The sequence below is a fragment of the Streptomyces sp. NPDC085900 genome (genome assembly GCF_044540925.1).
Taxonomy (GTDB): Bacteria; Actinomycetota; Actinomycetes; order Streptomycetales; family Streptomycetaceae; genus Streptomyces; species Streptomyces gilvifuscus.
Genome location: NZ_JBITSP010000012.1, coordinates 236,430 through 248,534 on the forward strand (window position 1 = coordinate 236,430; position 12,105 = coordinate 248,534).

Below are 12,105 nucleotides of genomic sequence, written 5' to 3' on the forward strand. Positions count from 1 at the left end.
CCCACCCTCAGGAGGGGAAGTCGCGGCCGGTTCGCCTGCGCAGTAGGGCGTGCTCGGCCCGGTGATAGCCGAGCTGCACGGCTCAGTCCGTGATGTCGACGCCGAAGGAGCGGGCGGTGGTCGCCAGGTCGTGGTCATGGCCCTGGCCTACGGCCCGGATCCGCCAGAGAGGGCCGCGGCGGTAGATCTCGGCCAGCACCAGGCTGCGTTCCGTGGTGGCTGCATCCAGCGTGGCCTGGGCCAAGGCCTGTTCTCCGGAGGCAGGCACCACCATGATCTCAATGGGTCCGACATCTGCGAATGTGCCGGCTCCGTCCAGGGCGGCCGCGACAACGACCTTGTGCGTGGCGGCGGGCAACGCGCTCAACTCGACGACGATGGCTTGCTCGTTCGGGCCATCCGTCACCAACTGGACGACGCTGCCGGGGCTTTGTGGGGCGCCGTAGAAGACGAAGTCCTCATCGCAGGAGACCTGCTCGTCTTCGTCGACGATGAAGGCGACCACGTCCACCTCCTTGTTGGCCTGGTGGGCCCACGCCGCGCTCACGCGCCAGCACTGGGGGCCTTCTTGCTCGGTGGGCAGGTCGATGACACCGCCGCGGGGCAGGACACGCGGCGTGTCGGCCCTGGGCGACGACGCAGAAGCGCCGGCCGGTCCGGACACTGTGGCCAGGTCCAGGGTGTCCAGCCAGTCGTCGGCGTGAACCGGCAGGCCGCGGTCGGTGATGCAGGGCATGCGGCGATCGTGTTCGCCTCCGGGCAGGACGATGACGTCGGTGACACTGGCCGAGAGGTTCACGGCTGCGGCGCCGCCCAGGTCGACCACGCGGGAGCGCACGGCGACTGCCTCATCATGCGGGCCGCCCAGAACCAGGATCCGCCGGCCGGCCAACGCCCCGGCCGCCACCGGCGTGGCGGACGGACGGCTGCTGCGCGGGGCCGAGATGGCGGTGTCCGCTGCCGGGTGGGTGCTGCCGGGCCGGATGTCGGCAAGCAGCGCGAGGAAGGCCGCCTCGGTGATGACGGGGACGCCTGCGCTGTGGGCGGCGCGGGCCTTGGCCGTGTCACCGGCGCGGTCATTGGTGATCAGCACGCTGGTGTGTCGGCTGACGGAGCCGACCACGTTGAGTCCCGCAGCCACCGCACGGGCCACCAGTTCCTCACGGGCGGCGTGCGTGTCCCCGGTGAAAGCGACCCTCATTCCCTGCACCAACGGCGCCCCTGGCGCGAGAGGCCCGGGATTGCGGAAAGCACACGGCGTCTTGGGCACACGGGGCGGATAGCCGATGCCCTGCTTGGGCGGGCACGCCACCACTGGCAGCTGAAGGCCCAGTTCGCTGGCCGCGGCCAGGGAGCCGCGCAGCACGCCGGCCAGCACCCGGGCGTCATCGAGGGCGTCGTGCGCCTGCCGTTGCCGCACGCCGTAGAAGGAGGCCAGTGAGGCCAGTTTCAGATCGCCGGTGGGCGGCCCGATCCGCCGGTTGAGGGCCACGGTGCACAAACGCTGGGAGACCGGCAGCCAGGAGCGGGCCCGGGCGAACTCGTGCGCCAGGAACTCGTAGTCGAACTGCGCGTTGTGCGCCACCAGGATCCGGCCGGTGAGCAGCGCGCCGATCCGGTCGGCGACCCGCTCGAACGTGGGTGCACCGCGCAGCCGTTGTGGGGTCAGGCCATGGATGTGGACCGGGCCGGGGTCGCAGCCCGGATCGAGCAGGGTGGAAAACTCCTCCGTCAACTGCCCCGACACGTCCAGCGTCAGCACCGCCACCGACAGCACCCGGTGCTGATAGGGCCTCAGCCCCGAGGTCTCCACATCCACCACCGCCCAGGCTGGATCGCCCGGCAGACTCGAAAGACCATCAGCACAGGTAGGCATCGCGCTCATGACCGTCAGCATCGCCTGGCAACTGCCGTCCGCTCAACTCCGGCCACTCCTGGTGTGCTTGCTGCCGCGATGACGGCAACGGGCGGTGTCGTGGCGAGCGGAGTGAGATCGGCATGTCGACCCCAGGGTGGAGGTGACGACTGGCTGGTAGAGGCCGAAGACCACGTCTGCGGCGCCCGCGCCGGTGCCCTGGCCGGGCGCGTAGCGCGCTGTGTGGGTCCGGTGGACCGCACCGCAGCCGGCACCGCCCTGCCCCCCACTCCACAGCCCGATCCCTTGCCCCCCCCCACAGGTCTCCGGGGCAGCGGCCTCGCTCCGAGGTCCTGACCGCCCAGCGCCGCGAGCGAGCCCATGGCGGCCGGTGATCTCTCCCTGCGGTGGGTGTCACGGGGTGGGCCGGGGGTTCCGGCGGGGATCGGCCGCTTTTCGCCGGCGGGCCTTGGCGATGATGCGATCGAGTACCCAGTCGACGAACTGCGGTGCAGTGCCGACGAGACGGCTGAGCGCTCGAGTCTGGAAGTCCGGGATGACGGTGGAGCGGCCGGATCCGGTGCCGCGCAGGATGGCCTCGGCGACGCGCTGCGGGGTGAGCGGTTTGATCGTGCCGCTGATCGCTCGGAGCTCGGGTGGCTGCAGGGGCTCCTCCATGGCCAACTGCGGCGTGTCGACATCGGGCGGGTAGACGGCGGTGACGCTCACACCGTGGGGTTTGAGCTCCTGCCGTAGCACCGCGCAGAGTCCGCGTACGGCGAACTTGCTCGGGCCGTACGCCGCGTAGCCGAAGACGCCGAGCAGTCCGGCCGCGCTGGAAATGCAGGTGATCGTGCCGTCGCCGGCTTGGATCATGCCGGGCAGCACGGCCCGTACAGCGTGCAGGGTGCCGAAGTAGTTGACCTCCATCTGGGCTCGGAAGTCGCCCAGCTCAAGATCTTGGACGTAGCCTGGTTTGCTGATTCCGGCGCTGGTGAAGAGCGACCTGACCGGGCCGACCTCGGCCGCCAGTTCTGTGACGGCCAGGTCCATCGCTGCGGCGTCGGTCACGTCGGCCCCTCGGACGTGCACGTCGAGGGCGGAAGAGCGCAGCTGTCTGAGGTCGGTGTCGTCGAGGGCGATGACGGAGACCACCGCTCCGGCCCGGTGCAACTGCCGGACGAGTTCGAGTCCGATGCCGCTGCTTCCGCCGGTGACCAAGACGTGCCTGCCGCTCCAGTCGGTACGGCCGCTCACGCGACACCTGCCTTCCGGGCGGGGGCCTGGGCCCGCTGCTGGTCGAACATGCCAGGTGTGAGGTTCTGCCAGCCGATCCGTTTACGGATCTTGGCGAGGTAGCGGTGATAGGTGCGGGCGTCGATGTAGGAGCGGTGCCGCGCCGAATCCACGAAGCTGATGCCGCCGCTGAGCCGGGGCCGGTCCTCGGCGATCAGCCGGTCGAAGGCCGCGGCCCGCGCCGGGGCGTGCTCCTGGTCGTGCAGGTACTGGGCGAGGACATTGCTGATGTGGTCGAACAGGGTGTACGCGCTTGAGTTGGTCTCCAGGTAGCCCAGGCCGAACAGGTTGTGGTGGGACCGGTTGAACGCGGTGAGATACAGCTCCGGGCGGCCATCCTGCCACTCGAAATACTCATCGGGAACGTAAGGGATGGTCCAGTCGTATCCGGTGGCGTAGAGGATCAGGTCGATCTCCTCCGTACCGCCGTCGGTGAACCGGACCCGGGACCCGTCCAGGGCCGCGATGTCGGGCCGGATCGCCACATCGCCGTGCTGCAGGTGGTGCAGCAGCTGGCTGTTGAGCAGCGGGTGCGACTCGAACAGTTTGTGGTCCGGCTTGGGCAGCCCGTACCTGGTGAGGTCGCCCTGCAGGACGCGCAGGAGCAGCTTGAAGATCGGGCGCTCAAGGCGCAGCGGAAGCTGTGGTCCGTGCGCGCCGAACTCGTCGGTGGGGATACCGAACAGGTGCTTGGGGATCACGTGGTAGCCACGGCGAACGCTCACGAACGCGGCGTCGGCGTTCGCGGCCGCGTCGCAGGCGATGTCGGCGCCCGAGTTGCCGAGACCCACGATCAGGACCCGCTTGCCGCGGAACTCGGCCGGGTCGCGGAAGCTCCCCGAGTGCCGGATCTCGCCGGTGAAAGTGCCGGGGTGTCGCGGGATGCGGGGTATCCAGGTGGTGCCAGTGGCGCACACTACCGCCCGGTACCGGTGATGGGTACCGTCGTCGAGCCGCACCGTCCATCCGTCGCCGGCTTGCTCGACGCCGGTGACCGTGCAGTTGAAGCGGATTGCCTCGCGCAGGCCATAGGCCGCCGCGAAGTCCCGGGTGTACTTCAGGATCTGCCGGTGGCCCGGATAGTCGGCGAAGGAGTCCGGCATCGGGAAGTCGAAGAACCCGGACGTCTTGCGGGAGGAGATGAAGTGCGCCGACTCGTACATCGGCGTCCCCGGGTTGTCGATGTCCCAGATGCCACCGACATCCGAATGCCGCTCGTACTGGTCGTAAGGGACGCCGAGCCGTCGCAGGGCCCGGGCCGCCGACAATCCGGCGGGTCCGGCCCCGATGATGCAGACGCCTCGGTGCACCACCTCTGGCGTTCTCACCATAGGTCCTCCTTATGCTCTGGGTTCGCCCCGGATTAAAGTCCTGCTCACCCCGTGGCGGGGAGGGCGGCATCAACCAGAATGGGGGGCAGACCGGACAGGAGGGGTGGTGTGGGCGCGTACCAGGATCCGCGGCTGAGCGAGGCGGTCATCCCGCCGTCCGTGCTGGCTGGCGTAGTCGAGATGGGGCAGCGCGAAGCCCTCCCCGTTGACTCATGGTTCTCCGGCACGGGGGTGACCCCGGCGCATCTGGTCACCGCCGAGCCGGTCAAGCTGTCGTTCCGCCAGGCCGCCACGATCCTGCGACGGGCGCTGCGGGCCCTGCCCGGCGGGCCTGTCGGCATGCAGGTCGGCGGCCGGGACGCGCTGCTGACTTTCGGCATCCTCGGCCTGGCGATCAGGTCGTGCGCCACCGCCGCCGACGCCCTGGCCGTCGGACTGGAACTTCACCAGGCGTCCGGCAGCCTGATGGACTTGGAGCTCGAGGTCTATGGCCAGGAGTTCGCGCTGCGGCTGCATGAGCGGTCGCCGGAACCTGAACTCATCGCCTTCCTCTGCGAGGAGGTGCTGTGCAGCACGCTGGCGCTCACACGGTCCATCCTCGGAGACGACCACACGCCCACCCTTGTCGAGTTCTCCTACCCCGCCCCGCCGTACGTCCAGGAATACCGGCGATTCTTCCGCTGCCCCCTGCGGTTCGACGCCGAGGCCACCCGCATGCTCTTCCCGGCATCGCAGCTGGACCGCCCCATCCCCACCCGCAACGACCCCACCCGGGCGGCCGCCGTCGACACCTGCCGCCGGCTGCTCGACACCGGACGGGGAGACTCAGACATCATCGTGGCCGTCGAGACCCTGCTCAGCCGGAGCCTGCGACGACCCCTGTCCATGACCGAAACCGCCCGGCAGTTGCACCTCACCGACCGCACCCTGCATCGGCGACTCGATGCGGCCGGAGAACGCTTCAGCGCCGTACGAGACCGGGTTCGGCAGCGGCGAGCGACCTTCCTCCTTCACGAATCCAGACTGAAGATCGCCGAAATCGCCACCGAAGTGGGCTTCAGCGACGCCCGCGAATTCCGCCGGGCCTACATCCGCTGGACCGGGCATCCACCGAGCGCCGAACGGCGCGACCGCTGAAGCCCAGACCAGGCCAAGGGGAGTGTTACTGCAGGTGACAGGCTCGGGCCGACGCCGCCCCAGAAAGACGGTATTAAGCCTTTCATGAACGCCGGAAATCGCTATGTCCACGACCATTTTTGAGGGCCGCCAACGGCGAGGCGATCATTGTGCAGAATCTTCTGGAGCCGGCGATTTCACTCAGACAAAGTCACGGGCGCGTCAGACACCGCCGATTCGGCGCTCTCCAGTGCGACGAATCCGATGGCGAGAGCGTGCAGGGCGCGGTGCAGCGAGACGAGCTGTTCCGGCGCGGGCACAGCGACTCTGTGCAGAGCGAACCCGTCGATCAGTGCCACGATCGCCGCACTCGCGCTGCCGTCGGTGATGCCGCGTATTCTGAGCGCCGCAGCGGCCACCTCCTTCGTGGCCTGGATGATGACAGCGACCTCTTCCTGCAGCTCGGGTCTGCGTGAGGCGAACAGATACATTTCGAACTGTGCGACCGTGTGCTCGGGAGAAATCTCGCGAAAATACTCGATGAATTGGTCGATTATTAGGCTTCCGGGAGTATCGCTCTGGCTCACAATGTCCTGGAGCTGCTTCAAGTGCTCCAGTTCCTGGTCCATGGCGCTCCTGACCGCTTCGGCGATCAGGTGATCGAGGCTGTCGAAGAAGTAGGTTGCCGAGGATGGCGGTACTCCGGCGGCGGCAGCCACTGCCCGATGCGTCACGCCCGCGATCCCCTTCTCGGAGATCACCTGAAGTGCGGCGTCGAGGAGTAGCTGACGCCGGGCTCTGCCACGCTCCCGTACTGCTCTGTTGTCCCCTGACATGGGCTGATTTTCCCACCTTCCTCTCGGGTCGCTCCTGGTTGCCGACGGCTCCATCGTCATGCCGGGCCGCCGCGAGTCGCGCACCCAGGAGAGCACCATAGAACCTGGACAGCGGCCCTTCGATGACGATCCCGTGGGTGCTCGACAGTCCAGGACCGGTCCACGGCGTGCGTGGTGGACGGCCGCGCCAATGGTAGGCGGATCCCGGGGTCCAGGAGCTCGTGAGTCCGCACGTCGGTGAAGGGGAACCTCCGCGCCGGTGAGCCGGCGTTCTTGATTCGGCCGGTGGACTCCTGTGGCCGCGGGGCCGTCCAAGGAGATCCGTTGGACCGCCGTATCGTCCATCGGCCAGTAGCGGGCGGTGGTCCGTTGCCTCCACAGTTGCCTGCTTTCGTTGCCCAGCGGTGGCCGACATGGCAGGCCGGCGTCGAAGGTGATGAATGCGAGCCCCGCCTCCGAGAGCGCATGTCCCGTGAGGCCCGCATGACGCCAGAACGGTTCGGAGCAGACGGCGTATGCCTTCGAGAGCACCCCGGGCGACCAGCGTTGAAAGAGCGGTCCACGCCGAGTTCGTCTGCGATCGCGATGCCGCGGTCCCGCCCCGGACCTACGAAGGTGCCCCCAGTCCGACGCGGGCACCGGCCACGGTCGCGTTGCGGACACGCCCCCCTGCTTCATCCGCTGCCTCCAGGACCAGGACCGACACCCCGCGCTGTCGCAGGGTCCGTGCGGCGGCCAATCCCGGGAGACCAGCGCCGATCACGACCGTGTCAACCCGGGGCGGAGAATCGGCTCGGCGCCCGTACGAAGCACTCATCGTGGATCCTCGTGTTCTCTCGCACGAGGTGTCGAGCTTGGTTCGACGACGGCGACATAGTTGCACGATTGTCCAACTATGGCTCCGAGGTATCCGCCGTGGTCATCCAACAAAAAGGGCAGAGCCGTCGAGCGCTGACCATCCGGCCAGTGACAGCTTGCAAAACTTGGACTAGCGTCCCGTTTCAATCAATCGAGGTGTGCGCTGGAGGGGACCCATCAGATGCCGATGAGACACGGCGGAACAGCGGCCACGGTCGGAGCCGCGTACGCGGCTCAAGGTCTCGGATACGCCGCGGTCGTCACTGCGCTACCGGCCTTCAAGGAGCGGCTTACGATGGGCGAGACCCTCGTCTCTGTGATCATGCTTGGCACCTGCTTCGCCGCCGCCGCCGGATCAGTCCTCGCCGATCTGATCGCCGTGAGATGGAGCAGCCGGCAAGCCCTGTGCGCTGGTCTCGGCATTCAGGCGGTAGCCCTGCTGATCATGGCGTCCGAACCGCCCTTCGTGCCGTATCTCTGTGTACTCGTCGGGTACGGGATTGGGCTCGGTGCGGTGGACGCGTCGGTCAACATGCAGGGCGTGCTGGTCCAGAAGCACACGGGGGCCCTGCTGCTCGGCCGGTTCTATGCGGCGTCAACCGCCGCCGCGATTGTCGGGGCGCTGATGACGTCCGGGCTTGCCGCGTCGGGCTCCCTGGCAACAGGTGGACTCCTGGTCGCCGCGACCGTGCAAACGATGGTGGCGCTCACCGGTGCCAGGAAGTTCGATCGCAGCAGAGCCGCCCGTCCCGGCCACGACGTGGCATCCGACCGTACTCCGCTGCCAAGGCGTGGCATTTGGGCCGTGGGTGGCCTGGTGTTCGCGGCCTTCGTTGTGGACTCGGCGGTTTCCACCTGGAGTTCTGTCTATCTGGCCGAAGGCCTGCGAGCCACGGCGGCGGTCGTGCCTCTGGGCTACGCCGCCTATCAAGCCGCCGTACTCGTCTCCCGCCTCGCCACAGACTCTCTGACGAGGGTGCTCGGAAGCAACGCGACCGCACTCAGCGGCATCGCCGCAGGCATCGTCGGCTGCGTGCTGGTGTCATCGGTGCATGACACGACGGGGGCCGTACTGGGTTTCGCGGCTGCCGGGCTGGCCACAGGCGCGCTCGTACCACTGGCGTTCAATGCCGCGGGTGAGCTGCTGCCCCCACGTAGTGACGAGGTGATCGCACGCGTCAATCTGTTCAACTACGCGGGAGCGGTGGCCGGCGCCGTCCTGCTCGGTTTGGTCGCGGCCGGTCCCGCCCTCGGCACTGCCTTTGTCATTCCTGCCGTGTTCCTCGGTGCCGCAGCGCCCCTCGCCCGACGGGCCCCCGCTCTGGCCGCAGCATGCCCACCCGCGACGCACGCCGCAGCCGCTGCCAAGCAGCAGCTGCCAATGGAACAGCAGGGGCTGGGCTCCCACTACCCGTGATCGTCGCCGCAGTCGGTGTCGGCTCCCTGCACGGTCTCTCCCGCGTCCTGCCCTGCGTACGGCGTCGATGCGGCCTACGCCGCACATCTCCACCGAGCCCTCAGCCTCGAAACCACCCGCTGAGATCATCTGACCGACCAACGGCCCCGCTCTGGCCGCAGCATGCCCACCGAAGGGTTTTCGAGGGCACAAAGGCACCTCGGCACCAGGTTGAAGCGGACATGTCGTCTGACCGGTTTCAGCGAGACATCCGTCGAGGCGGTCGCTGCGGTACTGAATCTGCCGGAGACCCTGCCGAAGAGCTCGCATCAGGTGGTCGGGGTCGGTGAATGCGGTATTGGCCTGGCTGCTGCGTCGCAGCAGTGACCAGACGCCCTCGACGGGGTTGAGGTCGGGTGCATAGGCCGGCAAGAAGTAGCAGCTGATCCAGTCATGGCTGTCGATGAACTCACGCAGCCGGGCGTCCTTATGGACGTTCAGGTTGTCCCATACGAGAACGATCGGTGCGCCGAGTTGCTGGTAGGCGGCAGTCAGCAGGTCGCGATAGTCGGTCCAGGTGAAACTGCGTCTGCCGCCCCGCTTGTGATCGACGTGCCGCTTGGGCCGGTAGATCAGCCGCGAGCGCTCGCCAGGTCCGGGCGATGTACGAGAACGAACCGGACGTGAAGAAGGTCATCGACACCGCCAAGGGCGTCGAAGGCCTGATTCTGACCGCATGGTCAGAATCCGGGATACGACGCCGGTCCTCTGAAGGTGGTGGTCGGCTGAACGACGAAGCCGGCGCCCGGTGGACGGGTGCCGGCTTAGTGCGGGCAGATCACGCGCCAACGTGAGTCTGCCGGGTGCCCTTGTCAGCATCGGTTGCAGCCAGTAGCGGTTCAAGGACGTTCGCGGGCCGGGAGGACCTGGCCTCGTCATGTTCTGATGACCACCATCACTTACAGAAGGCGGCCTGGGCAAGCCGAGCATGGACACCGATGAGCCATAGCCGCAGGGCAGGCAGTCGGTTCGCACAGAGGCGGCGCGGCCGTGCTGGTCAGGGCGGTGCGGGTGGCGGGATGTAACCAGGATGTGAGAACCGCTCTCTTGGACACCACCGAACCAAAAACCTGACACAACACACCTATGGTGCATTGCGGGCGAGGATGCCTCAGCGGGGACCGCCACAGGACTGGAATGATGGAGGCATCCCCGGCGCGAGCGGTGACGCCAATCACCCTCGCACACACGGGATTTGCAGCCAGTAGCCGTTCAACTGCCCCGCATTCGTTATTCGTTGATGCCGGGGCCTTCGAAAGGACCCGCGCATGTCGATCGACAGCACCCCTGTACCCCCGGCCGGGGCCGGCCAGACGGACACGGCTCCCCGATTCGGCGCGCCGCAGGCCTTCACAGCCGTCTCGTTCCCCGCCCTGGGAGTCGCCCTGCACATGACCGGAATGCCGGTGCAGGACATCTTCGTGCTGCTGAGCGGCTGCGGTGCCCTGGGCGCCGCGGCGGTGGTCGCCGTTGCAGGCGGCCGGCGCCGCCTGGCCGGGCTAGCCTCCGCGGTGCTGCGCGCGGCGGCCGGGAAGTAGGCGCCGGATGGGACGCAGAGAGAAGCCGGTCGATCACAGCCGACCCGCGCGTGGCCGACTGGCCGAACACCTGCGCAGCTGGCGGGAGTCGGCCGGGATAGCCTACGAAGAACTGGCCAGCCGGACGGGCCTGTCACCGGCCACTCTGAAGCGTGCAGCCTGCGGAACCACGGTGCCCAAGCGCATCACCGTGGAGGCCTACGTCGACGGGTGTGGCGGCGGGCAGGAGGCGGTGCTGGCTGCGGATGAGCTGTGGCGCCAGGCGCGCATCGAAGAACGCAGCCGACTGACGCAACTGCGTGCCCCTCGGCCCGAACTTATAGGTGACGAGGGTGACTTGAGCCGGGCACTGGAGGTGGTGTTCGAGCAGGCAGGAGCACCGAGTCTGCGCGAGATCCGCGACCGCTCGGGCAACCCGCTCGCGCTGCCGGTCAGCAGCGCGGCCCGTATCGTCAACCGTGACACCATCCCCGCCGACCAGCCACAGTTGCAAGCCTTCCTGACCGGCTGTGGTGTCCCGCCCGAGCGGCATACGCCGTGGCTAGCGGCCTTCGCCAAGATCAGCAGCCAGTCCGCCAGTCTTTCCGGGGCCATGCCTGCCGGCGATGTCCCCGGGTCGGACGTCGAGCGCCGGGTGGCGCTGCGCCAGCGGCGTCAGCGGGCAACGGGCCCGGCAGCCTTCTGGTCCGCCATGCAGGGCGATACCTTCCAGCCGCTTCCGACGGGCGATTCGGCCGACCTGCATACCAGCCATGTGATCGCCGAGGCTGTCCGCAATGGGTTCACCGCGGACCAGGTCCGCCCCTGGCAACCGGACTACATGGTGCAACACGACGGCAGGTACGTGGTGGTCGAGGTGAAGAGTACGTCCAGCCCCAAGCACGGGCGCGGGCCGCAGTCCGGCGGATCTAAGCCAGCACCGCGGAGGCCGTCGGGCGGCGGCAGCGGACCTACCGCAGCTGGCGAGGCACGGAGCAAGACATCGCCAGATGACTGGTCCACCCCGTGCCTCTTGTGCCAAGAGCATGCTTCCGCCGGACACAAGGCGGCCTGAACAGGCACCACGCAGCCGACGGCGGCTGGAGGAAGAAGCAACTCGCGCAGTGGAACGTTACCGGCACCGCCTGGACCTTCACCGCCGACAACCCGGACCTCAGGGTCACCGGCAACAACGACCAGATCACCTCGCTCAGGGTCCAGTTCAACCCGTCGAAGTACTTCCGGATCACCAACGTCACCGACGGTCTCGCCCTGGACAGCGGCGGCAACGTCGCCTCCGGATCCAATCTCAAGCAGTGGAGCTGGGACTCCAGCACCAACCTCCACTGGCAGGCGGTCGACGTGGCGGCGGCTACTACAAGCTGGTCAACCGCACCAACGGCATGGTCGCCGACGGCTGGGGCAACACCGCCGACGGCTCCCCGGCCCAGCAGGCGCCCTGGAACGGCGGCCCCAACCAGCAGTGGAAGATCACCCCCCGGGGCGGCAGCAGCTACACGATCGCCAACCGCACCACCGGCCTGGTCCTCGACGGCGGCGGCAACGTCACCTCGGGCTCGGTCACCAAGCAGTGGACCTACGGCACCAGCACCAACCTGCAGTGGACCTTCACGACGCTGTGACTCCCGCAGCGTCATGACCCACGGCCCCGGCGGGCGCGCCCTCGGGCCTGCCCGCCGCCTCCACCGCCTCACCCCCGAACATCACAGCATCGAGGAAAGAACAGACATGGGGTGAACCCTGCGCCATCCGTTCTTCCATGTCGACCGACAGACGGCAGTTCGTTGGTGGCCTGATAGCAGCCGTTCCGGGGGCGGCC

Annotated in this window: 10 protein-coding genes and 2 pseudogenes; 6 read left to right on the forward strand and 6 right to left on the reverse strand. The window is 68.0% G+C overall.

Features of this window, described 5'->3' with window-relative positions; genetic code table 11:
• Positions 1–82 precede the first annotated feature (82 nt).
• The 3 genes from ACIGDI_RS34440 to ACIGDI_RS34450 all read right to left on the reverse strand — a co-directional run bounded on the left by ACIGDI_RS34440 (position 83) and on the right by ACIGDI_RS34450 (position 4,482).
• Positions 83–1,885 carry a DEDDh family exonuclease gene (locus ACIGDI_RS34440; protein ID WP_399905079.1) on the reverse strand — a complete coding sequence of 601 codons (1,803 nt, stop codon included), beginning with the start codon at positions 1,883–1,885 and terminating at the stop codon, positions 83–85.
• 384 nt (positions 1,886–2,269) lie between these two features.
• A complete protein-coding gene (locus ACIGDI_RS34445; protein WP_399905082.1) occupies positions 2,270–3,112 on the reverse strand; it encodes an SDR family oxidoreductase in 843 nt (280 codons plus the stop codon).
• On the reverse strand, positions 3,109–4,482 hold the full coding sequence (locus ACIGDI_RS34450) for a flavin-containing monooxygenase (RefSeq protein ID WP_399905085.1): 1,374 nt from the start codon (positions 4,480–4,482) through the stop codon (positions 3,109–3,111). The genes ACIGDI_RS34445 and ACIGDI_RS34450 overlap by 4 nt, the downstream gene beginning before the upstream one ends.
• Positions 4,483–4,590: 108 nt before the next feature.
• Here ACIGDI_RS34450 and ACIGDI_RS34455 point away from each other — a divergent pair, with 108 nt between their 5' ends.
• Entirely contained in the window at positions 4,591–5,619 is a 1,029-nt protein-coding gene (locus tag ACIGDI_RS34455; protein ID WP_399905087.1) for an AraC family transcriptional regulator, read from the forward strand.
• 176 nt (positions 5,620–5,795) lie between these two features.
• Here ACIGDI_RS34455 and ACIGDI_RS34460 read toward each other — a convergent pair whose 3' ends face one another.
• A complete protein-coding gene (locus tag ACIGDI_RS34460) occupies positions 5,796–6,434 on the reverse strand; it encodes a TetR/AcrR family transcriptional regulator (RefSeq protein WP_399905090.1) in 639 nt (212 codons plus the stop codon).
• Between the two features lie 607 nt (positions 6,435–7,041).
• Positions 7,042–7,251 carry an FAD-dependent oxidoreductase gene (locus ACIGDI_RS34465; RefSeq protein ID WP_399905093.1) on the reverse strand — a complete coding sequence of 70 codons (210 nt, stop codon included), beginning with the start codon at positions 7,249–7,251 and terminating at the stop codon, positions 7,042–7,044.
• Between the two features lie 228 nt (positions 7,252–7,479).
• Here ACIGDI_RS34465 and ACIGDI_RS34470 point away from each other — a divergent pair, with 228 nt between their 5' ends.
• Positions 7,480–8,709: an MFS transporter gene (locus ACIGDI_RS34470; RefSeq protein ID WP_399905316.1), complete on the forward strand. Its 1,230-nt coding sequence runs from the start codon at positions 7,480–7,482 to the stop codon at positions 8,707–8,709.
• A gap of 225 nt (positions 8,710–8,934) precedes the next feature.
• Here the strand turns inward: ACIGDI_RS34470 and ACIGDI_RS34475 are convergent.
• Positions 8,935–9,342 (reverse strand): annotated as a pseudogene (locus tag ACIGDI_RS34475) (transposase); the annotation flags it as partial.
• Positions 9,343–9,350: 8 nt separating this feature from the next.
• Between ACIGDI_RS34475 and ACIGDI_RS34480 the strand changes: the two are divergent.
• The 4 genes and pseudogenes from ACIGDI_RS34480 to ACIGDI_RS34495 all read left to right on the forward strand — a co-directional run.
• Positions 9,351–9,542 carry a hypothetical protein gene (locus ACIGDI_RS34480; protein ID WP_399905096.1) on the forward strand — a complete coding sequence of 64 codons (192 nt, stop codon included), beginning with the start codon at positions 9,351–9,353 and terminating at the stop codon, positions 9,540–9,542.
• Between the two features lie 474 nt (positions 9,543–10,016).
• Positions 10,017–10,286 carry a hypothetical protein gene (locus tag ACIGDI_RS34485; protein ID WP_399905100.1) on the forward strand — a complete coding sequence of 90 codons (270 nt, stop codon included), beginning with the start codon at positions 10,017–10,019 and terminating at the stop codon, positions 10,284–10,286.
• Positions 10,287–10,293: 7 nt separating this feature from the next.
• A complete protein-coding gene (locus tag ACIGDI_RS34490; protein ID WP_399905103.1) occupies positions 10,294–11,340 on the forward strand; it encodes a helix-turn-helix domain-containing protein in 1,047 nt (348 codons plus the stop codon).
• A gap of 53 nt (positions 11,341–11,393) precedes the next feature.
• Positions 11,394–11,908: pseudogene (locus ACIGDI_RS34495) on the forward strand (RICIN domain-containing protein); the annotation flags it as partial.
• Between the last annotated feature and the right edge of the window lie 197 nt (positions 11,909–12,105).

What these genes read in the sequence shown, in the direction of transcription:
- ACIGDI_RS34460 (WP_399905090.1), bottom strand. Translation starts at nt 6,434, where the DNA reads ATGTCAGGGGACAACAGAGCAGTACGGGAGCGTGGCAGAGCCCGGCGT.
- ACIGDI_RS34440 (WP_399905079.1), bottom strand. Translation starts at nt 1,885, where the DNA reads ATGAGCGCGATGCCTACCTGTGCTGATGGTCTTTCGAGTCTGCCGGGC.
- ACIGDI_RS34470 (WP_399905316.1), top strand. Translation starts at nt 7,480, where the DNA reads ATGAGACACGGCGGAACAGCGGCCACGGTCGGAGCCGCGTACGCGGCT.
- ACIGDI_RS34480 (WP_399905096.1), top strand. Translation starts at nt 9,351, where the DNA reads ATGTACGAGAACGAACCGGACGTGAAGAAGGTCATCGACACCGCCAAG.
- ACIGDI_RS34490 (WP_399905103.1), top strand. Translation starts at nt 10,294, where the DNA reads ATGGGACGCAGAGAGAAGCCGGTCGATCACAGCCGACCCGCGCGTGGC.
- ACIGDI_RS34450 (WP_399905085.1), bottom strand. Translation starts at nt 4,482, where the DNA reads ATGGTGAGAACGCCAGAGGTGGTGCACCGAGGCGTCTGCATCATCGGG.
- ACIGDI_RS34485 (WP_399905100.1), top strand. Translation starts at nt 10,017, where the DNA reads ATGTCGATCGACAGCACCCCTGTACCCCCGGCCGGGGCCGGCCAGACG.
- ACIGDI_RS34465 (WP_399905093.1), bottom strand. Translation starts at nt 7,251, where the DNA reads ATGAGTGCTTCGTACGGGCGCCGAGCCGATTCTCCGCCCCGGGTTGAC.